The organism is Brevibacillus sp. IT-7CA2, from assembly GCF_949767855.1.
In the GTDB taxonomy this organism is placed as follows: Bacteria; Bacillota; Bacilli; order Brevibacillales; family Brevibacillaceae; genus Brevibacillus.
On record NZ_CATKQT010000001.1, the window covers coordinates 89,809 to 109,515 of the forward strand.

A 19,707-nucleotide genomic window follows, 5' to 3' on the forward strand; every position below is an offset into this window, starting at 1 on the left:
CTCTTTTTATGCGGAACTATTTGAAAGAAGTATACCCATCCTCGACCAAAATGGTGCTTCCGTTAATCGCGCGTGCTTCATCCGATGCCAAAAATGCCACAACGTTTGCGATATCTTCTGGCGCAGTGAATTGCTTTGTCATCTGTTTATCAGTCATGATGTGGGCCTTGCCTGCTTCCTTGAGCGGGTTATAAATAGGTGTATCCACTACACCAGGAGCCACACCGACTACACGAATACCATAAGGAGCAAGCTCCAATGCAGCCGTTTGTGTCATCAATTTAACCGCGGCCTTGGACGCATTGTAGCTAAAGGTTCCTGCATTCGCTAAGAATCCAAAGATGGAGGATGTATTGATAATGGTTCCTTGAATCCCCAACTCTTTCATTTTGCGCCCTGCCGTCAAAATGCCGTAATAAACGCCGTCCTGGTTCACTTTAATGATTTTTTCATACATATCTGGCTCAAGTTCAAGCAAAGGTGTTCCCTTCACAATTCCAGCATTGTTAAAAATCGTATCAATCCGACCATACGTTTCAACTGTGAAGTTTACCAATTCTTCCACCTGATTGAAATCGCTTACATCCACCTTTTTAAATACAGCCTCTCCGCCCTTATCCTTGAGCATCACCACTGTTTCATTGCCTAACTCTTCATTAAAATCCGCTACAACAACCTTTGCTCCTTCTTCTACAAATTTAAGGCAAGTTGTACGTCCAATTCCGCTTGCACCACCGGTAATAACGGCTACTTTATCTTTTAATCTCATCATAAAACCCTCCCGATTAGTTGAGATTTTCGTTCGGACGTCCGTCCGAATCGTTACGATTTCATTATAGTTCTCTCTTGCAAATTTGCAACTCCCATCTTTTTACGCCTGCCACTTAAAATAAAAAAGCCCAAATTGACTTGGACTTTTGGCGATGTTATGAGACTTCATCTCCCGCGGCTTGTACATACTGCTTTACGATTTTTTTGAACATGAGAAAGGTTTCTTCCAGCTTGTCTTGCGAAGCCCCTTGTAATAATTGCAATCCAAATCCATCTGTAAACGTCAAAATAAATCTGGCAAGTGTAGGGTTCGCGACACCCAAGCTCATCTCTTCATCGAGGATCGCTTCAACGAGCTGATCCTGCAATTGCTTGGTTTGTTCAGCCAAAATAGGGTTCCAGATAGCTGTGCAGAGCAAATCAAAATACACCTTGAACAACGGGAATTGATTCTTGTTTTGTTCCCAAACGTAATCGATTGTTTTTTCGATTCTCTCTATGGGATCCCGGGTGTCCTCGAGGTATGCTCGCAAGGCTTGTATATCTTCTTTCATAAATTCAGCCGTAGCTTCAACCAGTAAGCCCTCTTTGCCGGAAAAATAATAATGAATCTGACTTAAAGAGACTTGGGCTTTATTTGAAATATCTCGGAGGGATACGGATGCGCTGCCTTTTTCCGCAATACAATCAAAGGTTGCTTTTAGTATTTTTTCCTTCACACTTGCCATTCATGTCACTCCTGTATTTACTGCCGATAGATTACTACCACAAAATATACACCAGAATAGAACGACAAAACCACTCACGACCAAGGTTTTGTATCTTTTATTCCTTATCCATAAATTTTTTTATAGATAACTACATAAAACATAATTTGTTTTATCGATAGTCCGACCTTAGAATAGCAACTGTACCCCCCAATCAAAAAATATAGGAGGCAATATAGATGGCAAAACAAATCTTGATGGTAGTCACCAATCATACAGATATGCAGGAAGGCAAAAAGACAGGAATCTGGCTATCCGAGTTCGCAGAGGCTTATCTGGCTTTCGAAAACAAAGGCTATGAAATCACAGTAGCAAGCCCACTGGGCGGAGCTGGTCCGATTGACCCTGGCAGCGTGGACGAGCAAACACCGCAAGAAATCTTGGACGCCGCCAAGCATCTGGAAAACACCAAAAAGCTGGATGACGTAACAGCAGACGGCTTCGAGGCTATTTTCCTCCCAGGTGGTCATGGTACGATGTTTGACCTGCCAGATAACCAAAAGCTTCAGCAATTACTGCGAGAGTTTTATGAAGCAGGAAAAATCGTAGCGGCTGTTTGCCACGGTCCTGCCGGTCTGGTTGGCGCGACCTTGTCCGATGGTCAGCCGCTAGTCGCAGGCAAGCGCGTGAATGCTTTCACAGACAGAGAAGAAGCAGCGACAGGCTTGGGGTCCTACCTGCCTTTCCTCCTGGAGAGCAAAATCCGTGATCTCGGTGCCATTTTTGTAGCGGCACCAAACTGGAACACCCATGTAGAAGTCGACGGCAACCTGATTACCGGACAAAATCCTCAATCTACACTCGCTGTCACAGAAGCAGTAGTAAACAAATTAGGCGAATAATACACGGGAGGCTGATAGACGAAAAATATCAGCCTCCTCCCCTATTCATCTTTTCATTTTCTTTATACAAAAGGAGGGCTACTCACTACCATGGCAACAGAAAATATGGCCCGTCACTATGAACGAGATCAGGCCACTCGCAAAGGATCGACTCTCGCCTTGTACGCTCTGACACTCGGAGCATTTGCGATCGGGATGACAGAGTTCATCATTATGGGACTGCTCTCTGAAGTAGCCACCAGTTTGAACGTATCCATCCCGATGGCTGGATTCCTGATTACCGGATATGCATTGGGTGTCGCTATCGGCGCTCCCATCATTACGATGGCTACGCACAGAATGCCGCGTAAAGCACTTTTGCTGTTTCTCATGATTCTATTTATCGCGGGAAATGCGCTAGCCGCTCTCGCACCGAACTATACGGTTTTGATGCTGGCTCGCATCCTGGCTGCTCTTACCCACGGATCGTTCTTCGGTGTGGGTTCGGTCATTGCCGCTGAGCTGGTTCCCAAGGAAAAACGCGCGGGTGCCATCGCGATCATGTTTACCGGACTGACACTGGCCAATATTTTGGGTGTACCGATTGGAACGTTTCTGGGGCAAGCGTACGGCTGGCGCTCTACCTTCTGGGCGATCACGATGATTGGGATCATTGCCTTGATCGGAATTGTTATGCTCGTTCCGAAGGTCGCCAACGCAACATCCAGTCTGCGGCAAGAGCTCCGCGTGCTCAAGCGCCCAGCGGTTCATATCGCGCTTATGATGACTGTATTCGGATTTGGAGGCGTATTTACCGCGTTTACGTACATTTCGCCAATCCTGGTGGACATCACGGGCTTCTCCCCCAGCTCTGTTTCGTACATCCTCGTCTTGTTCGGCGTAGGGATTACCATCGGGAATATTTACGGAGGAAAATTGGCAGACCGCAAGCTGTTTCCTTCCTTGCTCGGGATACTTGTCGTACTGGCGCTCATTCTCGCTGTGTTCAGCTTAACCGATCAAAATAAGCCACTCACTTTGATAACGGTATTCATTTTGGGGATTGCCGCATTTGGTACGGTTCCTGGCTTGCAGCTCCACATGCTGAACACGGCCAAGGAAGCACCTACGCTCGCTTCGACACTGAACATCGCGGCCTTCAACCTGGGAAATGCGCTTGGTGCCTATATTGGGGGCGTTGTTATCGATCTTAACTTTGCTGGCGGTCTTTCTGCCGTTCCTTGGGTCGCTTCACTCGTGACGGTCATCGGAATTTTGTTTACGATATGGGGAGCACAGCACCAGAAACGTCTCAGTTAAGAAAGGATAGCCAACATGGTGGACTTTGAATGGTACCGAAGCTTTATCAGCATCTATAAGCATAGCTCCGTATCGGAAGCTGCCAGAACGAGGATGATGACCCAACCAGCCATGAGCCAACATTTGGCCTCCCTGGAAGCAGAGGTGGGTGAGCCATTATTTACACGAGCTCCCCGAAAAATGATTCCTACCGAGAGAGGCAAAGCGCTCTATACTCAGGTGGTTCCGCTCATCGAAGCTTTGGAAGAAACCACGCAGACCCTCAAGACGAAAGCGGCCACATCTTTACCTGTGATTCGAATCGGGTCAGCGCATGAGTTTTTCCGTGAGAAGCTAGCTCCGCACATCGGAAGCTACCAAATGCGCGTCATCGCCTATCTCGGTGTCGCTTCCAAGATACTCGAATTCCTGCTGGAGGAAAAAGTAGACCTCATCGTCATGTCGCAGAAGCTTTCCGCGCCAGGCGTCGAATATATTCCGTACATGCAAGAGGAATTTGCTTTGGTGGCACCTCCCGATTACAGTGAACCAACGTTTGACGACAAGGAGTCTTTTGAATCTTGGCTATGCTCACAGCCATGGATCAGCTATGATTTGGATTTGCCGATCATCCGCCGTTTTTGGCGCGAGCATTTTCAGAAGCGTCCACAAACGCATCCGACACACGTCGTACCGGATTTGCACAGTGTGCTGAAGGCTATCGAGCATGGCGCTGGAATCAGCCTGTTGCCCACGTTCATGCTGAATGATCATTTGTCCAGAAACAAAGTAAAGATTATTTACCCGTCCTTTACTGTTTTTAATGATTTGTACTTGGCGTATCATATGAAGAACCGGAATTTGCCCCTCTTGAAAGCATTAATTGAAACGATGAAGAAGACGGTTGAAAACAACAATAGATAAAGATAATGCCGCTCCTAATAATGGAGCGGCACATTCTTACAAACAGTTTAAAGTTTTAACATCTCGTTTATCCAGGATCTAAAATTTTCTTGCATATTTGGATATGTTCCATCAATATTTTTCCTCAATGTCACCCACTGTAAATGCTGAGGGAGATTGCATATTTTTAATCTGAGATCATTCAACTCTCCTGTATAATCTTCTAATATAAGCAACCGTTCACCATCTAGCGTTTCCTTCCCATATGCTTCATATTTTACTTCATTGATTTCTGCAGTCGTATGCCAGTGTTTGTATGTGCACCAACGGAAGTTCCCTGGTAGCCCTTTTAATTTCAAATTCAATTCTTCTATGTCTTCTTTTCTTACATAAGACCCAATTATTTCAGCATCTAATTCAATTCTTGGATCGAACTCTTTACAATCAACGGTAACTTCATAATCTGCATTTTCTTCAGTATGATAGTGAAATAGGATATCTCTCAAGTTGTTTAAGGCAATTTCTTTGCCAAAGTATACTCCTGATTTTTTCTCCATAAATGATCCCCTATTTTATAAATAGTTTCCCATATTTTAATACGACTGATGTAATACTTGGTCCTTTAGACTATCATTTATGGTATTGCCTTTTTATCAATTGAGTAGTAAAGTGATAATAAGCTCAGCGAAGGGAGGCAAACTAACATGCGTAATAACACCATAGGCTCATTAATCTGGTTACGCTTGATGCGGTTTACCACCCAAAGCAACCAGCTGTCAAATGAGTTTCTCAAACGCTTCGATTTAACAACAGCTCAATTCGATGTCCTGATGCAAATAAGCGTCTACCAGCCTCTCACCCAGTCGGAGTTAGCTGAGAAAGTAACCGTTACACAAGGTGGTATTTCTCGGATGCTCGTCAGACTTGAAAAAGAGGGCTACATTGTACGCAAGCAGGATTGGAAAACGAAAACGATCAGCCTAACCGAAAAAGGGGAAGCCGTACTGGAACAAGCCTTTCCTGAACAACTAGCGTTTCAGTCGTCATTCTTCGATGAGGTTCTAAGTGAAGAAGAACAAAAAACGCTTTACACCCTAATGACACGGATTCATAAAAATAGCCAAAAAAAAGAATTACCGCCTGTGTAATTTTTTTTACACCATCACTTGATTAGTCAAGTTAAACAAGGAGTGACTACCATGTACACCATCCCAGGCCATCACCATGTATCTATGTTAACCAAACATGCTCCATCAAATAATCACTTTTATCAAAACGTATTGGGACTGCGCAGAGTGAAAAAAACCGTCAACCAAGACGATCCGTCGATGTATCACCTGTTTTACGGAGATTTGACAGGCAGCGCTGGAACCGAGTTGTCGTTTTTTGAAATGCCGATGGTAGGAAAAACCGTACGCGGCACGAACGCGATCACTCGAATCGGACTGCTCGTTCCGTCACTGGAGAGCTTGACCTTTTGGAAAAAGCGCTTTGAACAACTGAATGTTCACCATGGCGAGATTACCAAGTACGCTGGCCGCGATGCCTTGCATTTCGAAGACTCGGAAGGCCTGCGAATGATCCTGATCAATAACAACGGCGAAGGAGTTCCATCGAATTGGGCTCCATGGGGCGAATCCGTAGTTGAAGAAAAGCATCGCATCTTGGGAATCGGCACGGTTGAGATTACCGTCCGTTCCTTGGACAAATTAGCTAGTCTGTTAACAGACACATTCGGTTATACCGAGGTATCACGCTCAGAACAAGAAGCCATTTATCAATCCGTCGCTGGTAAATCCTTCGGTGAAATTGTCATCAAGCAGGAAGAGGGAACCCCTGAAAAACCGGGTCGAGGAAGTGTTCATCACTTGGCAATTCGCGTGAAAAACGATGAAGAGCTGCAATACTGGGATGACGCCGTTCGAAAACGCGGTTTCCGTTCAACAGGGATTGTGGATCGATTCTACTTCAAAAGCTTGTATTTCCGTGAGTCAAACGGCATTTTGTTCGAAATTGCAACAGACGGTCCTGGCTTCACAGCAGATTCAACCGTCGAGGAGCTCGGAAAAGCTTTGGACTTACCTCCATTCCTCGAAGAACGCCGAGCAGAAATTGAAGCGACATTGACACCTATTGACTAAAAGGAGTGAATCAACATGGAACAATATCGTATCGACACCAAAAAGGGACTTGAATTCGGCTTATATTCGATTGGCGACCATGTCCCGAATCCACACATCGGCTCCAAGATTTCTTCTGAACAACGCATCAAGGAATTAATCGAAGCAAGTAAGCTGGCAGATGAAGCAGGACTTGATGTATTCGCTGTCGGCGAAAGCCACCAGACGCATTTTACGACGCAAGCACATACCGTCATTCTGGGTGCGATCGCACAAGCTACGAAAAACATTAAAATCGCTAGCTCCGCCACTGTATTGAGCACATCTGATCCGGTCCGCGTGTATGAGGATTTCGCTACCTTGGATCTGATCTCCAATGGTCGGGCAGAAATTGTTGCCGGACGCGGTTCCCGAGTAGGAGCATATAGCCTCCTCGGCTACGATGTGCGCGACTATGAGGAATTGTTTGAAGAGAAAATGGACCTTCTTCTCAAGCTAAATAACGAGGATCGCGTTACGTGGGAAGGGCAGTTCCGTGCACCACTACAAAACGCATCGATTCTGCCGCAGCCTTTACAAGGACGTCTTCCCATCTGGCGTGCAGTAGGGGGACCACCTGCAAGCGCGATTAAAGCTGGTCAAGCTGGCGTACCTATGATGCTGACCACACTTGGAGGTCCAGCCATCAACTTCAAGGGCTCCGTCGATGCTTACCGGGAGGCAGCGAAGCAAAATGGTTTTGACCCAGCGACCTTGCCAGTAGCGACAACGAGTTTGTTTTATACAGCCGACAAGACTTCGGATGCGCTTCGTGAGTTCTATCCGCATCTAAATGGTGGGTTTATCGCATTGCGTGGCGGTGGCTATCCGAAGCAACAGTTTGCACAGTCTGTCGATTATCGTGATGCGTTAATGATAGGCAGCCCTGACGTCATCATCGAAAAAATGCTTTACCAATACGAAATGTACGGACAACAACGCTTCATGGCGCAAATCGATTTTGGCGGTGTACCTTTTGATAAAATCGCGAAAAACATCGAACTGATCGCAACGAAAATCTTGCCAGAAGTGAAAAAGCATACAACCAAATCCTAACCATAAAAGGAGTGGCACCTATGAAAATCGTCGGAATTGCAGGCTCTAATGTAGGCTCGAAAACAAGAACAGCGATGGATTTGACACTCAAAAAGGCCCGGGAAAAATACCCGGAGGCAGAAATTACGCTGCTTGACCTAGCCGAGTACAATCTCGTCTTCAGTGACGGACGAAATTACACGGATTACGAAGGCGACACCAAGTTCGTGACTGAAACCATCATGGGAGCCGATGCGCTTATCATTGGAACACCCACATTCCAAGCATCCATCCCAGCCACATTGAAGAACATTTTTGACCTGTTGCCCGTCAACGCATTCCGGGATAAAGTGGTCAGCGTATTGGTCACAGCAGGAACTTCCAAACACTATCTCATGGCAGAACAACAGTTGAAGCCGATCCTCTCTTATATGAAGGCGCATATCGTACCCACTTATGTCTTTATCGAAGAGAAGGACTTCAACCGCAAAGAAATCATCAATGACGATATTCACTTCCGCCTGGAGCGTCTCGTCGAGGATACCGTACTGCTCGTCGATGCGTATGCAAGGATTCGGGAGCAAAAAGATGAGGAGTACGATTTTTAATCGAATTAAATTTATCTCAAATTAAAGAAGCTTGATTCAAAGACATCATCCAAAAGAGTTAGGAGGTGATTGTCATGTAGCAGACACCTGAAGGCCTATACATGACACCATCTAATTCAAAAACAAAAATTCTAGGAGGTAATTATCCATGGCAACGAAAAACCACAATGTAATTGATGTAAACGATGCAGCTCTGTTGTTGATCGACCACCAAAGCGGTTTGTTCCAAACAGTAGGGGATATGGATGTGCCAACACTCCGCCGAAACGTGATTGCCCTTGCAAAAGTGGCAAAGCTGCTGAATATCCCGACACTCACAACTGACTCTGTACCAACTGGCCCGAATGGCCCATTGATCCCAGAAATCGCTGAAATCCTGCCAAATAACGTGTATGTACCGCGTAACGGTGAGATCAATGCTTGGGATAACCCTAATTTCGTAAAAGCGGTTGAAGCCACTGGCAAGAAGACCCTGATTATTGCCGGTACACTCACCAGCGTTTGCATGGCATTCCCTACCTTGTCTGCACTGGCAGAAGGCTACAAAGTCTTCACAGTTATTGACGCATCGGGTAACTGGAGCAAGATGGCGACAGATATTACACTGGCTCGCGTAGTGCAAGCAGGAGCAGTTCCTATTGATACACTCGCTGTCATGTCTGAACTGCAAAAAACATGGAACCGCCCAGATGCCCTAGAGTTCGCAGAAATCTATGCGGAAGTAATGCCAAACTACGGCCTGCTCATCGAAAGCTTCCAAAGAGCGTTTAAAGAAGGCCAGGCAGCTAAGTAACTTGCGGTCCAACAACCATCATAATTAAAAGACGCGGATCTTCTTCTCACGAGGAAAGAAGGTCTGCGTCTTTTTTATTTTCCCATGAGGACTTTTCCAATCTCCAGTAACAAAGAGAAAACCATGTTACAATTATTGTAAGAAATACGCAAAGCAAAGAAAGCGAGTTGATCTTATGAAAAAGAAAGTGATCCTGGCCGGCGGCACTGGCTTTATCGGCAAGTATCTGGCAGACAAATTCAATCAACTTGGCTATGAAGTAAGGATCATCGCAAGAACTTCTCCTCATATAACGTGGGACAATCATGCAAAAATCGTGGAAGCTTTGGAAAATTCCGAGCTGCTCATCAACCTGGCGGGCAAATCCGTCAACTGTCGTTACCATGATAAGAACAAGGAAAAAATCCTGAAATCCCGGACAGAGACCACTCACATACTCGGCAATGCTGTTTTGGCTTGCAAAAACCCACCTTTGCTCTGGCTCAATTCCAGCACAGCCACCATCTATAGGCATGCGGAGGATCGTCCCATGACAGAAGCAAGCGGGGAAATTGGAACAGGCTTTTCCGTTGATGTCGCCAAGCAATGGGAATCTGCCTTCTTTTCCTTTGATTTGCCGCATACGAGACAAGTAGCCTTACGCATGGCAATCGTGCTGGGTGAAAACGGCGGGGTTATCGATCCATACAAAAATCTCGTTCGCTTTGGACTTGGGGGTGTACAAGGGTCTGGCAATCAGCGTTTTAGCTGGATTCATGTCGAAGATATCTTCCAGATCATTCTCTTTTTAAAGGAGCGAACTGACTTAAGCGGCGTATTCAATTGTTCTTCTCCACATCCCGTCACAAACCGTGAATTCATGCAGCATTTTCGCAGCGTGATGAATCGGAGCTTCGGACTGCCTTCTCCCAAATGGATGCTGGAAATGGGGGCCATGATGATCGGAACGGAAACAGAGCTGGTGCTGAAAAGCCGCTGGGTCATTCCAGAAAGGCTTGAGCGTGAAGGGTACCAGTTTCGTTTTGCCCATATCGATAAGACGTTGCAGGATATTTTGAAATGACCGCCAAACCTTCCATGAACTTTGTTCTCCACGCAAAAAGCAAGCAATTTTACTGGGAAGGGGGATGGGCAGCTTTCCATTAAGACCTTCCATAATGGAAGGGCACAATACAAGACAAGTAGAGGCTTTTTTGCTGTGGAAGAGGGCAGGTATCTCTTGCTAAACGAAGGCGAGTATACCATTGCCATCGAGGAAGATGAGGAAGTGGAATCGTTTTGTATTTTCTTCGGGCATGGTTTTGGCGAGGAAATTTTGAGCGCGCTCGTGGATTCAACGGATCGCCTTCTCAGTGATCCTTATAAGGAAATGGCTTCGATCGGTTTTTTTGAAAAAACCTATCATACGAGCCACACACTGGCTTTTCAGTTAGCGACTTTAAAAGAGAGTCTCACCTTCCTGGATCGGGACTCCATCGGTTATGAAGAACAATTTCACCAGATTATGCGGACCATATTGCTCGGACATTTCGATGTAATAAAAGAAATGGACGCTTTGCAGTAACCCCGTTTCCTTTAGCAAAATGTTTAAGCAGCATGTCGGCATTTCTCCTCTGCGATTCAGAAAAAAAGTGATTTTGGATAAGAAATAATCAATTGATTCGTTTATGCTGATGAGGAAACGCGAACAAAAGGGGGATTTATCATGAAAACGAACCTGATTCAAAAAGTAGGGCAAATCGGCATCCCTGTCAAAAACCTGGAAAAAGCCGTCCATTTTTACAAAGAGCAGCTCGCGCTCCCTCTTTTGTTTCAGACAGGCAATATGGCGTTCTTTGAATGTAACGGACTTCGCCTCATGCTGAGCCTACCGGAAAAAGAGCAATTTGCACACGCCAGCTCCGTCCTTTACTTTCAAGTGGATGACATTCAAACCGCTTTTGAAGATTTTAAAAAAAGGGACGTTATGTTTATCGACGAGCCACATCTCGTAGCCAAAATGGGGCAAACAGAAACATGGATGACCTTCTTCAAAGACACAGAAGAGAATACACATGCCTTCGTGAGTGAAGTACAAGGGGAGACCGTATCATTTTGAACGGTCTCTTTTTTATTTTCCCAAAAATTCCGCGACCTTTTTCTAGTTTATGGATCACCTCCTGATTACATTTAATTACAAAACTTTACATTAAAGGAATTTACATTAGTAAAATTCAACGATTTGGTAAAATAGTAATAGACAACATGAACTAATCCACTCGGGCAACAGCAGAAGTGGGTACGCCAGCAGCCAGCAAGGGTATTGCAGTCCTTCGAAGTAAAACATGCTAACTACAGTAATTTCCATGAGTCTCTCGCTGGTTAAACACACATCTATAGAAGGAGGAAACCCTATGAAATACGAAATTTCTCAGTATTAAAAGTAATAACAGAACCTCTCACAATTTAGTGTGCAGCAAGAGTCATCATTTCAGTAATTGAGACGTGCCAGTTTGAATCTGGTGCGTTTATTTTTTTGTTAATAAAACAGAACGTATGATCTTGTTTTTTTAACATTAAGTCTATTGGAAGGTCGGTGAGCATTTGACAAAAGAGGAATGTAGAAAAATTTTACGACGTATTGCTTGGAACCTAAACTATAGAGAAAGAAAGAGGTTATGTAATGAATGTCCAATCCTAGACGATTTTGGCAAGCAACAATGGAAGGTCGAACACAGCGACAATCTTTATGTTGAAGAGTTGTTAGGACAATTGCCTAGTGCAAAGGAAAGGCATGTCATCCGAAAGGTTATCTTGGACGGTCTCACAGCAAAAGAAGTCGGAAAAGAATTAAACATGGGAGAAAGAGGCGTGAATCAATGCAAAAGTCGGAGCCTAAAGAAGCTGCACAAATATCTAACCACGCATTTAGTTTAATGGTCGAGCAAGCAAAAAGTGGAGATAACGAAGCGTTACTCAAGGTCTTGGAAGAAATGGAACCTGAAATTAACAACTTAGTAAGCTTTCTTAAACTTTCAAAAGAAGAGGGGATTCAAGAGATTACGATGCAGTTTATTGAGAAACTCAGGGGGTGAAAAAATATTTTTTGTAAACTGTTCTGTTTTACCTCTGTTTTTTTCCTAGATAGATGAAAGCGACAATGACCGGTCAAATACTGTTGCTTATCAAATTACACTTTAAAAGTAGAATGTATAATGGCTAAACGAGTAACTCACTATGTACCAGGAACAAACATCACCTTCACAATGAAGCCAGGAAGCGTTCATATTGACAATGACTCTTATCTTCGAACTGTGCTAAATAATGAGGTTATGACGGCGAAAGAAATCGCAAGAGAAATTAAAGATATTTACTATGATGTATATGGTGAAAATCTTGATATTTCTACGAAATCCCTTGCTATTGAAATTTTAGGTCACGTATATCCAGGTGAATTTGCCAAGTTCATCAAGAAGGAATTCGATCTTCCTAACTGGATTACGAAGCAAATCGATAAAGTGGTTCGTCGAACAGAGGTAATTGATTGCGGAGAGGATAATAAGGGAAGCGAAGACGATAATCGAGCATTTTGGGATTTTCTTGCCAAACTTTTTGATACATTAAGTTCTGTGGTGACGGTCCCATTTCCGGGATTGTAAACAAACTCAAGAACGTTCACTCCTGTTTGGAGTGAACGTTCTTTGATTTTAGGGAACATTTAAGATGTTTTTGATAATCGTCTGGCATTTAAAGATGAAGTTATAACAATTAATATACTGCCAACAAATCCAGCAAGAGTAATCATTGTATTGTATTCATGGTAGCTTTTAATTAAAGATTGAACCATGGAAAAGCCCCAAAGAAAAGAAGGGATAACAAGAAAATAAACCAGTCTAGTGTTAGAAGTAAATTTAACATAAATCAGCGCTACAATTGTGGAGATGAATAATGTTAGAATCATATATTGCATTTCATCTGAAGAAATAGACATTGGCATATCACTAGAAAGTAGCATCTTATAGAGCCAAAGAATACCGAACCAGATAGCAATGACGCCGTTAACACAGAATATTAATAGTCTTTTCATCATTTTCCCTCCTGATAAAGACATGTTGTAAGAATGTAAGTTTTTTTGTAACCAATTAGGCAACCACCTAGTTGTTATGACGAAAAAACGGAAAAAGTTTCAAATAAATGGCAATAAAAACCATAATAAAACAAACTTACTCTCTTTGTACAATTTCAACTGTTCATTCCATTACACTTCAATAACAAAGCAAACGCTATTTTAGGATCTTACATGAAACAAGCAGCACTTGCTTTCTTTATCAGTCACGAATGTAAAGTACTGCCTAAGAAGTGAGTAACAAGGCATAGGAAAAGGGGGAGCCCCTACTTCTATTTCCTTATCCTTTCACCGTAGCAATCGGAGCCACCTCAGCCACAATCTCAGCCATCCCATAATCCACATGCGACTGAATCACCGGAGTAATATCTTTATAGGCATACGGCGCCTCTTTTTTCAGCTCTTCTTCCCACTTCTTCAAAATATCGCTCCGTCCACGCAAGTCCGCCCGCTTCGGGTCAATCGGATTGATCACGCGGAAGTTGGCAAGAAACTCGCGAAATCTGTCATCGTCCACTTTCACAGCATCTCCGCGAGAAAGTGCACGACCTGCGCCATGGCTTGCGCTATACAAGCTATCCCGATTGCCGAGCCCAGCCAAAATAAAGCTGTGCGAGCCCATGGAACCGGGAATAAACACAGGTTCACCCGTATACTGAAACGGCGTGCCCATCATTTGCTCGGCCGATTTCGCCGTACACGACCCTTTTCGATGCAAAAATCCACCTACATGCTCGAGCTGCTCTTCCCACAAATAATTATGAGGCGCATCGTACAACAGCCTGTGTTCAAAATCGCCCAACACATCGGAAATCGATTTGTACATCATCAGGCCCAGCATCAATCGATTGGCAAATGCAAAGTTCGCCGCATTGTGCAGGAGACTCCAAAATATTTTCCACTGCGGTTCGAAACGCTCTGAAAGAGGCAGTGGATACATGCCGTTATCCGGATGCTTCAAGGAAGTCGGGTACATCTTTTTCAGCATCTCTGTGATCCATGCACCGCTGTTATAACCAATGGAAACAGAGCCGGTATGAATCATGAGGACGACTTGCCCTTCTTTCAGCCCCCACTGACTGGCGATAGCGCCCTGATGTACTTTTTTGACCACCTGAATCTCAAAAAAATGATTCCCGCCGCCAAGCGAGCCGATTTGTGCATCCCGGGAAAGCTCGGCAGGACCGAGAAAATCATCGAGTCCAATCGTCGCTTCCGCGATAAAAGACCCCATTTTATTAACATGGTTCAGATCGAGCTCCTGCTGCCTCTCGTTGTAATAACGCCAAATTCCCTCGCCTTTCGCTTCCTTGTGGCTGTCAAGTATTCCGATCAGGCCTTCCTTGAACATTTTTTCTCGCATATGCCGCGTCATGGGAATATTGCGGCCCCCTTCGAAAAAAACATGGCGTACATTCCGTTCAATGGCATCCAAATGTGTGCGAATCTGTTCCTCGCACAAATCCGTGACATACAGACGCATCCCGCAGTTAATATCGTTGCCAATCGCTTGCGGCAGCACAAACCCACGCGTAAACAGCGTCGTGCCTACAGGAATGCCGCTCCCTTTGTGAAAATCGGGCGTAATGGCTACTTCCAAAACTCCGGCATCGGGATCGTCAAAATAATCGGGTGAATGCTTTTGCAGCGTTACAATTGTTTCATTCACCTCTAAAAGCCGGTGCAGCTCCTCTACTGCATTGTTTTCCACTTTTACTTCTGGATTGATGAAATACTTAATCGGAGTGTTGCTCAATATAAAACCACCTTTATCACCATTTAGGAACATACGTTCTTTTTTATCGATAGAAAAAGCCGCTTTCATGCTCATTTCTTCATTCCTGGATGAAAAAATGCAGCATGGAATCGCAGCCTTTACGCTTGGAGCTATTGGGTTAACACAGGGGCGTTATCCGCTAGTCTATGGGAAACGGAGTTGGCTCACCCTTAAACACGCAATTGCGTAAAAGGCATACCTATGGAGTTGGATTTTATCGCTACATTGTTTTGTTTCATGCTTGGCTACGTATGCGAACATGTTCGAATCCTCCTCCTTTCGTTTCTTGCTCACGATCTTACCATTGGATAAAATTTACTGTCAATTCTTATTAGCAAAATCCTTATGTTAGATTTAACAGACGAAAACCTTCAATGAAAATGGGCAGAAGATTTCCCGCGTACAAGTTTTATCATGCTGGACCGTGCTGGTCATAACCTTCAGATCGAACAAAACCATTATTAAAATCTTCGGTCAACGACGATACCTGCGTTTCTTCCCTTGTCCAAAACGGGAGCATTTCCTCTCAAGATTCCTTCCAACCATTCTTTTCTACGGCCTTACCATAGACTTAGGATCTGTTTCGTGAATACTCAAATCCTGTTAAAAGATGTAATCTATGCATAATGATACGAAACATAAACAAGGACAGCCTTTTGGCTGCCCTTGTTTATGTTTCTATAACTTTCTATTTTTGGGATTCAAAATTTATTTTGCGTAGTTCGTGGCACTTCGCTCTACTTCTTCATCTGTTAGTTGATTTTTTGCTATATAAAGTCACCCGCTTGCGTGCGCCCTTTAAGCCGCTCTTTTTAAGCCGGATAAGCAATCTGCATTTTGTTTATAATCAAATTCCTTTTCCCACTTTGATACCACGACGGTTGCCAGTGCGTTTCCGATGACGTTAACGGTAGCTCGTCCCATATTCAAGAGAAAATCGATTCCTGCAATAAATGCCAATCCTTCAATCGGAAGACCAGCTGCCCCCAAAGTGGCTAACAGTACCACGAAGGATAGTCCTGCTACACCGGCGATCCCTTTTGACGTTACCATTAAAATGAGCAGGAGCGAGATCTGAGCAGACAACGGCATGTCAATTCCATATAGTTGAGCTACGAAAATCGCAGCAAGAGCCTGATACAAGGTAGATCCATCCAGATTAAACGTATACCCGATAGGGATTACGAATGAAGTAATCGATTTTGGACATCCAAATTTCTCCATCTTCTCCATCAATCTTGGCAGAACGGTTTCCGAGCTGGCTGTAGAAAATACGAGGATAAGCTCATCTTTCAGCATTTTCAGCATCCCAAAAAAGTCAATTTTGAATAATTTGGATATCAATCCAAGACATACTAGAACAAAGAATATCATTGCCCCGTAAGTTACGATTATTAATTTGCCGAGTGGAACCAAAGAACCGATACCGAATTTGGAAACGGTTACGCCGATTAGCCCAAACACCCCAATAGGAGCAAATTTCATCACATATCCTACCACTTTGAACATGGTGTCTGAAACACCCTTGAAAAATCCCTGCATCGGTGCACCTTTTTCACCAAGCGACGCTAACCCCAATCCAAACAGCACCGAGAAAAAGATAATAGCAAGCAGGTCACCCTTAGCCATGGAATCAAAAATGTTTGTTGGAACGATGTTGATTATCATGTCCAAGTGACCGTTACTCTCAACCTGATGCGTTGTTTCCACGTACTTGGAGATATCACCTTTTGACAGTTCCGACAGGTCAACACCTGTACCAGGTTGGAAGATGTTTGCGAACAGCAACCCGATCACGATTGCCAGCGTGGTTACAATTTCAAAATAAAGTATGGTACGAAAACCGAGAGATCCAACTTTTTTTGCATGGCCCAAACCTGATACACCGACAACGATACTGGAAATAACGATTGGAACCACAACCATTTTGATCAAACGCATGAATATATCGCCTAACGGCTTTAAATAAGTCACAACTGCAGGATTTTTATAAAAGATAGCTCCGACGATAATCCCCAATATCAGTCCTGTAAATACCTGAACAGCTAAACCATATCTTCTCATTAACGTTCCCCCTCGTCTATCATGATGAGCACTTATCAAAACCAGAACGTTTCAGCCAGTTTCCCCCCCTTTTTATTGCAGGCTATAAATCGTACGAGAAACTAATTTGTAATACAATATCCACAATGGAATTGTATTACAAATTCACATAAAAGCGCTTCCAAATATACCGTTTTATTGGAAGAAACAAGATTCATTTGAATCATCACCTTAGAATTTAGCATACAAAAAGATTGTTTGATTGTACATAGATAATTTCAAAAATTCAAAACCAACCTATTGATTAAATTTGTATTACAAATTAAAATGAAGACATCGTAAAGACGACTTACTATTCTCTGAGGTGATAAACATGTATGATTATATAATTATTGGGGGCGGGATCGTTGGCCTCTCCACTGGCTATGCATTGTGTCAACGTTATCCCCATGCGAAAATCCTTCTGCTTGAAAAAGAAAACAGACTTGCCTATCATCAGACCGGCCATAATAGCGGGGTTATTCATTCGGGTATTTACTATAAACCTAATAGCCTTAAGGCAAAATTTTCAAGAGCGGGTAGCGAGCAGCTTAAGACGTTCTGTGACCAATACGATATCTCATATGAAATGTGCGGAAAAGTGATAGTGGCAACCTCACCAGAAGAATTGCCATTACTAGATAACCTGTATGCACGGGGATTAGAGAACGGGATTGCCCTTTCACTAATTGATCATCAGGAATTGAAAGCAATTGAACCCCATGCTGCTGGATTACGTGCCATTCATGTACAGGAAGCAGGGATTGTCAACTATAAGAAGGTTGCCGAAACGTTTGCGAGAATCATTCGTGAACAGGGAAACGAGGTTATATTGAATAGCAAGGTAGAAAACATTCGAGAAGGAAACGAAGGAATTGAAGTAGAATGCAACAATGGAACATACCGTACCCGCTATCTTATTAACTGCGCAGGACTACAGTGTGATCGAATCGCTGCCATGCAAGGCTTGCAAACCCATATGAAAATCATCCCGTTTCGGGGCGAATACTATGAATTAATCCCTGAGAAACATCATTTGGTTAATCATTTGATTTATCCAGTACCAAATCCTGACTTTCCGTTTTTGGGGGTCCATTTTACGCGCATGATCGACGGGCACGTTCACGCTGGTCCAAATGCTGTTCTCAGTCTAAAGAGAGAAGGGTACCGCAAGACAGATTTTGATCTAAGAGACTTTTCCGAGGTCATGACATATCCTGCCTTCTGGAAAATTGCCGTCCAAAACATCGGTGAGGGATGGAAAGAAATGGCTCGCTCCTTTAGCAAAAAACTGTTCGTCCGCAGCTTGCAGCGTCTTATCCCGGAAATCAGTGAGAAGGATTTGGTCTCGTCTGAGAATGGAGTTCGTGCGCAAGCCCTTACCAAAGATGGTAAATTGGTGGATGATTTTCTCATTGTCTCCAATGATCGATCCATTCATATTCTTAATGCCCCGTCCCCAGCAGCGACGGCTTCGATTTCCATCGGACAAGCTATCATTGAACGGATTCCCGAACCTACACCTTCAATACAGTTTCCTGTTTGATTGCTTCGATAAAACGAGGAGGTTACATGGCAGAAAAAGAGAAAATTTCACAGCGAATTTCCCGTGAATTACTAGCAATGATTGAGTCGGGGCAATTTCCCCCCAGCTCAAAACTGCCGACTGAAATGGAATTGGTTCAACACTTCGGTGTTAGCCGGGTACCCATTCGCGAAGCGCTTAGTGTGTTGCGCGCGATGGGAATTATCTCGTCGCAGCAAGGAGGAGGCAGCTATGTCGAAGAATTCGTCCCTTCTTCCTTGAAGCAACAATTTCATATTCAACAAACTGATGCAGAGAACATGAAGTACTTGTTTGAGATGCGGAAAATACTGGAACCGGAAGCTGCTTATCTGGCTGCGCTCAGGCGGACACCTGAGCATCTAGAACAAATGCGTGTTGTGACCAAGCAGTTGGAGGATGACTTTGTTTCAGATGATCGAACCGGCCAAGAGGCAGATTTTGAATTTCATCGCTTGATTATCCAGGCAACACAAAACCCGATCATGATTTATATGATGGAGAACCTGGCTTCTCTTTATCGAAGAACACTAGCAATTACACTCAAACAAAATATTGGCTTGAAGCGAAAAAGGCAGGTTTTATACAAAGAGCACGAAAGTATTTATCTTGCAATTGAAGCAGAAGAGCCAGAACTTGCAAAAGTACAAAGCATCATTCATTTGAAGAACGTGGAAAAAAAGCTCTATTTGAATCTGTAGCAAAATCAAAATAAGAAAAGATACTCACTGGAGCATACAGTTTGAGATCGCCAAATTTGGGCCCTGTCAAATCAAAGGGCCTTTTTCCCTTTGATTATGGGCATGCAAAAAAAGCTCATTTCTCTCAACGTTCAAGTGAAATAAGCCTTTGGAAGTTTATCAAGTTATCCCGTTTTCATTCACTATATTCTCCTGTCTAATCATGTTTACCATCAGTTATGATACTGCTGTCGTGGATTTTAACGAGTATATTCTTCTGTGCTGAACGTGCCCTTTGCAACTGCAAGAAATGCTTGAACGGCAGGGGAAGCGCATTGAATAG

General features: G+C 43.8%; 21 protein-coding genes and 1 pseudogene. 16 read left to right on the top strand and 6 right to left on the bottom strand.

Annotated elements, in window-relative coordinates; all coding sequences use genetic code 11:
* Positions 1–16: 16 nt before the first annotated feature.
* Together ACM6JA_RS00395 and ACM6JA_RS00400 are read right to left on the bottom strand one after the other, a co-directional pair.
* Positions 17–769 (bottom strand): SDR family NAD(P)-dependent oxidoreductase, encoded by a 753-nt coding sequence (locus ACM6JA_RS00395; RefSeq protein WP_414850779.1) that lies wholly within the window; start codon positions 767–769, stop codon positions 17–19.
* A gap of 157 nt (positions 770–926) precedes the next feature.
* The gene (locus tag ACM6JA_RS00400) at positions 927–1,499 is read right to left on the bottom strand and encodes a TetR/AcrR family transcriptional regulator (protein WP_414850707.1); all 573 of its coding nucleotides are present in this window, start codon (positions 1,497–1,499) and stop codon (positions 927–929) included.
* Between the two features lie 218 nt (positions 1,500–1,717).
* Here ACM6JA_RS00400 and ACM6JA_RS00405 point away from each other — a divergent pair, with 218 nt between their 5' ends.
* The 3 genes from ACM6JA_RS00405 to ACM6JA_RS00415 all read left to right on the top strand — a co-directional run bounded on the left by ACM6JA_RS00405 (position 1,718) and on the right by ACM6JA_RS00415 (position 4,582).
* Complete coding sequence (locus ACM6JA_RS00405) at positions 1,718–2,380, top strand: type 1 glutamine amidotransferase domain-containing protein (protein ID WP_414850708.1); 663 nt, start codon at positions 1,718–1,720, stop codon at positions 2,378–2,380.
* Positions 2,381–2,470: 90 nt separating this feature from the next.
* Positions 2,471–3,679, top strand: coding sequence for an MFS transporter (locus ACM6JA_RS00410; RefSeq protein WP_414850709.1), 1,209 nt, complete (start codon positions 2,471–2,473; stop codon positions 3,677–3,679).
* Between the two features lie 15 nt (positions 3,680–3,694).
* Positions 3,695–4,582, top strand: coding sequence for a LysR family transcriptional regulator (locus ACM6JA_RS00415; protein ID WP_414850710.1), 888 nt, complete (start codon positions 3,695–3,697; stop codon positions 4,580–4,582).
* Positions 4,583–4,629: 47 nt separating this feature from the next.
* Here the strand turns inward: ACM6JA_RS00415 and ACM6JA_RS00420 are convergent, their stop codons facing one another.
* Positions 4,630–5,118: a hypothetical protein gene (locus ACM6JA_RS00420; RefSeq protein WP_414850711.1), complete on the bottom strand. Its 489-nt coding sequence runs from the start codon at positions 5,116–5,118 to the stop codon at positions 4,630–4,632.
* A gap of 147 nt (positions 5,119–5,265) precedes the next feature.
* Between ACM6JA_RS00420 and ACM6JA_RS00425 the strand changes: the two genes are divergently transcribed.
* From ACM6JA_RS00425 to ACM6JA_RS00475, 11 genes and pseudogenes are all read left to right on the top strand, one after another.
* Entirely contained in the window at positions 5,266–5,709 is a 444-nt protein-coding gene (locus ACM6JA_RS00425; RefSeq protein ID WP_007720281.1) for a MarR family winged helix-turn-helix transcriptional regulator, read from the top strand.
* Positions 5,710–5,760: 51 nt separating this feature from the next.
* Entirely contained in the window at positions 5,761–6,702 is a 942-nt protein-coding gene (locus tag ACM6JA_RS00430) for a ring-cleaving dioxygenase (RefSeq protein WP_414850712.1), read from the top strand.
* Positions 6,703–6,717: 15 nt separating this feature from the next.
* Positions 6,718–7,776: an LLM class flavin-dependent oxidoreductase gene (locus tag ACM6JA_RS00435; protein ID WP_414850713.1), complete on the top strand. Its 1,059-nt coding sequence runs from the start codon at positions 6,718–6,720 to the stop codon at positions 7,774–7,776.
* A 20-nt stretch (positions 7,777–7,796) separates the two neighbouring features.
* A complete protein-coding gene (locus ACM6JA_RS00440; RefSeq protein ID WP_414850714.1) occupies positions 7,797–8,363 on the top strand; it encodes an NADPH-dependent FMN reductase in 567 nt (188 codons plus the stop codon).
* A 148-nt stretch (positions 8,364–8,511) separates the two neighbouring features.
* Positions 8,512–9,156, top strand: coding sequence for a hydrolase (locus ACM6JA_RS00445; RefSeq protein WP_414850715.1), 645 nt, complete (start codon positions 8,512–8,514; stop codon positions 9,154–9,156).
* A gap of 175 nt (positions 9,157–9,331) precedes the next feature.
* A complete protein-coding gene (locus ACM6JA_RS00450; RefSeq protein WP_414850716.1) occupies positions 9,332–10,219 on the top strand; it encodes a TIGR01777 family oxidoreductase in 888 nt (295 codons plus the stop codon).
* Positions 10,216–10,808, top strand: a pseudogene (locus ACM6JA_RS00455) (hypothetical protein). The gene ACM6JA_RS00450 and the pseudogene ACM6JA_RS00455 overlap by 4 nt, the downstream one beginning before the upstream one ends.
* A 53-nt stretch (positions 10,809–10,861) precedes the next feature.
* Complete coding sequence (locus ACM6JA_RS00460; RefSeq protein WP_414850717.1) at positions 10,862–11,254, top strand: VOC family protein; 393 nt, start codon at positions 10,862–10,864, stop codon at positions 11,252–11,254.
* A 695-nt stretch (positions 11,255–11,949) separates the two neighbouring features.
* Positions 11,950–12,072 carry a hypothetical protein gene (locus ACM6JA_RS00465; protein WP_409179233.1) on the top strand — a complete coding sequence of 41 codons (123 nt, stop codon included), beginning with the start codon at positions 11,950–11,952 and terminating at the stop codon, positions 12,070–12,072.
* Positions 12,015–12,230 carry a hypothetical protein gene (locus ACM6JA_RS00470; RefSeq protein WP_414850782.1) on the top strand — a complete coding sequence of 72 codons (216 nt, stop codon included), beginning with the start codon at positions 12,015–12,017 and terminating at the stop codon, positions 12,228–12,230. The genes ACM6JA_RS00465 and ACM6JA_RS00470 overlap by 58 nt, the downstream gene beginning before the upstream one ends.
* 120 nt (positions 12,231–12,350) lie before the next feature.
* On the top strand, positions 12,351–12,794 hold the full coding sequence (locus tag ACM6JA_RS00475) for a hypothetical protein (protein ID WP_106784688.1): 444 nt from the start codon (positions 12,351–12,353) through the stop codon (positions 12,792–12,794).
* Positions 12,795–12,853: 59 nt separating this feature from the next.
* Here the strand turns inward: ACM6JA_RS00475 and ACM6JA_RS00480 are convergent, their stop codons facing one another.
* The 3 genes from ACM6JA_RS00480 to ACM6JA_RS00490 all read right to left on the bottom strand — a co-directional run bounded on the left by ACM6JA_RS00480 (position 12,854) and on the right by ACM6JA_RS00490 (position 17,102).
* On the bottom strand, positions 12,854–13,222 hold the full coding sequence (locus ACM6JA_RS00480; RefSeq protein ID WP_414850718.1) for a hypothetical protein: 369 nt from the start codon (positions 13,220–13,222) through the stop codon (positions 12,854–12,856).
* 319 nt (positions 13,223–13,541) lie between these two features.
* Positions 13,542–15,017 carry an RtcB family protein gene (locus ACM6JA_RS00485; RefSeq protein ID WP_414850719.1) on the bottom strand — a complete coding sequence of 492 codons (1,476 nt, stop codon included), beginning with the start codon at positions 15,015–15,017 and terminating at the stop codon, positions 13,542–13,544.
* A gap of 819 nt (positions 15,018–15,836) precedes the next feature.
* The gene (locus ACM6JA_RS00490) at positions 15,837–17,102 is read right to left on the bottom strand and encodes a cation:dicarboxylate symporter family transporter (protein WP_414850720.1); all 1,266 of its coding nucleotides are present in this window, start codon (positions 17,100–17,102) and stop codon (positions 15,837–15,839) included.
* Positions 17,103–17,454: 352 nt separating this feature from the next.
* On the opposite strand from ACM6JA_RS00490, the gene lhgO reads away from it, so the two are divergent.
* Positions 17,455–18,666: an L-2-hydroxyglutarate oxidase gene (gene lhgO / locus ACM6JA_RS00495; protein WP_087348612.1), complete on the top strand. Its 1,212-nt coding sequence runs from the start codon at positions 17,455–17,457 to the stop codon at positions 18,664–18,666.
* Between the two features lie 26 nt (positions 18,667–18,692).
* Positions 18,693–19,385, top strand: coding sequence for a FadR/GntR family transcriptional regulator (locus tag ACM6JA_RS00500; RefSeq protein ID WP_087348614.1), 693 nt, complete (start codon positions 18,693–18,695; stop codon positions 19,383–19,385).
* The last annotated feature ends 322 nt before the right edge of the window (positions 19,386–19,707 follow it).

Bases quoted from the DNA above. Each gene is read 5' to 3' on its own strand.
- ACM6JA_RS00395 (WP_414850779.1), bottom strand. From the start codon at position 769: ATGAGATTAAAAGATAAAGTAGCCGTTATTACCGGTGGTGCAAGCGGA.
- ACM6JA_RS00400 (WP_414850707.1), bottom strand. From the start codon at position 1,499: ATGGCAAGTGTGAAGGAAAAAATACTAAAAGCAACCTTTGATTGTATT.
- ACM6JA_RS00405 (WP_414850708.1), top strand. From the start codon at position 1,718: ATGGCAAAACAAATCTTGATGGTAGTCACCAATCATACAGATATGCAG.
- ACM6JA_RS00410 (WP_414850709.1), top strand. From the start codon at position 2,471: ATGGCAACAGAAAATATGGCCCGTCACTATGAACGAGATCAGGCCACT.
- ACM6JA_RS00415 (WP_414850710.1), top strand. From the start codon at position 3,695: ATGGTGGACTTTGAATGGTACCGAAGCTTTATCAGCATCTATAAGCAT.
- ACM6JA_RS00420 (WP_414850711.1), bottom strand. From the start codon at position 5,118: ATGGAGAAAAAATCAGGAGTATACTTTGGCAAAGAAATTGCCTTAAAC.
- ACM6JA_RS00425 (WP_007720281.1), top strand. From the start codon at position 5,266: ATGCGTAATAACACCATAGGCTCATTAATCTGGTTACGCTTGATGCGG.
- ACM6JA_RS00430 (WP_414850712.1), top strand. From the start codon at position 5,761: ATGTACACCATCCCAGGCCATCACCATGTATCTATGTTAACCAAACAT.
- ACM6JA_RS00435 (WP_414850713.1), top strand. From the start codon at position 6,718: ATGGAACAATATCGTATCGACACCAAAAAGGGACTTGAATTCGGCTTA.
- ACM6JA_RS00440 (WP_414850714.1), top strand. From the start codon at position 7,797: ATGAAAATCGTCGGAATTGCAGGCTCTAATGTAGGCTCGAAAACAAGA.
- ACM6JA_RS00445 (WP_414850715.1), top strand. From the start codon at position 8,512: ATGGCAACGAAAAACCACAATGTAATTGATGTAAACGATGCAGCTCTG.
- ACM6JA_RS00450 (WP_414850716.1), top strand. From the start codon at position 9,332: ATGAAAAAGAAAGTGATCCTGGCCGGCGGCACTGGCTTTATCGGCAAG.
- ACM6JA_RS00460 (WP_414850717.1), top strand. From the start codon at position 10,862: ATGAAAACGAACCTGATTCAAAAAGTAGGGCAAATCGGCATCCCTGTC.
- ACM6JA_RS00470 (WP_414850782.1), top strand. From the start codon at position 12,015: ATGCAAAAGTCGGAGCCTAAAGAAGCTGCACAAATATCTAACCACGCA.
- ACM6JA_RS00475 (WP_106784688.1), top strand. From the start codon at position 12,351: ATGGCTAAACGAGTAACTCACTATGTACCAGGAACAAACATCACCTTC.
- ACM6JA_RS00480 (WP_414850718.1), bottom strand. From the start codon at position 13,222: ATGAAAAGACTATTAATATTCTGTGTTAACGGCGTCATTGCTATCTGG.
- ACM6JA_RS00490 (WP_414850720.1), bottom strand. From the start codon at position 17,102: ATGAGAAGATATGGTTTAGCTGTTCAGGTATTTACAGGACTGATATTG.
- lhgO (WP_087348612.1), top strand. From the start codon at position 17,455: ATGTATGATTATATAATTATTGGGGGCGGGATCGTTGGCCTCTCCACT.
- ACM6JA_RS00500 (WP_087348614.1), top strand. From the start codon at position 18,693: ATGGCAGAAAAAGAGAAAATTTCACAGCGAATTTCCCGTGAATTACTA.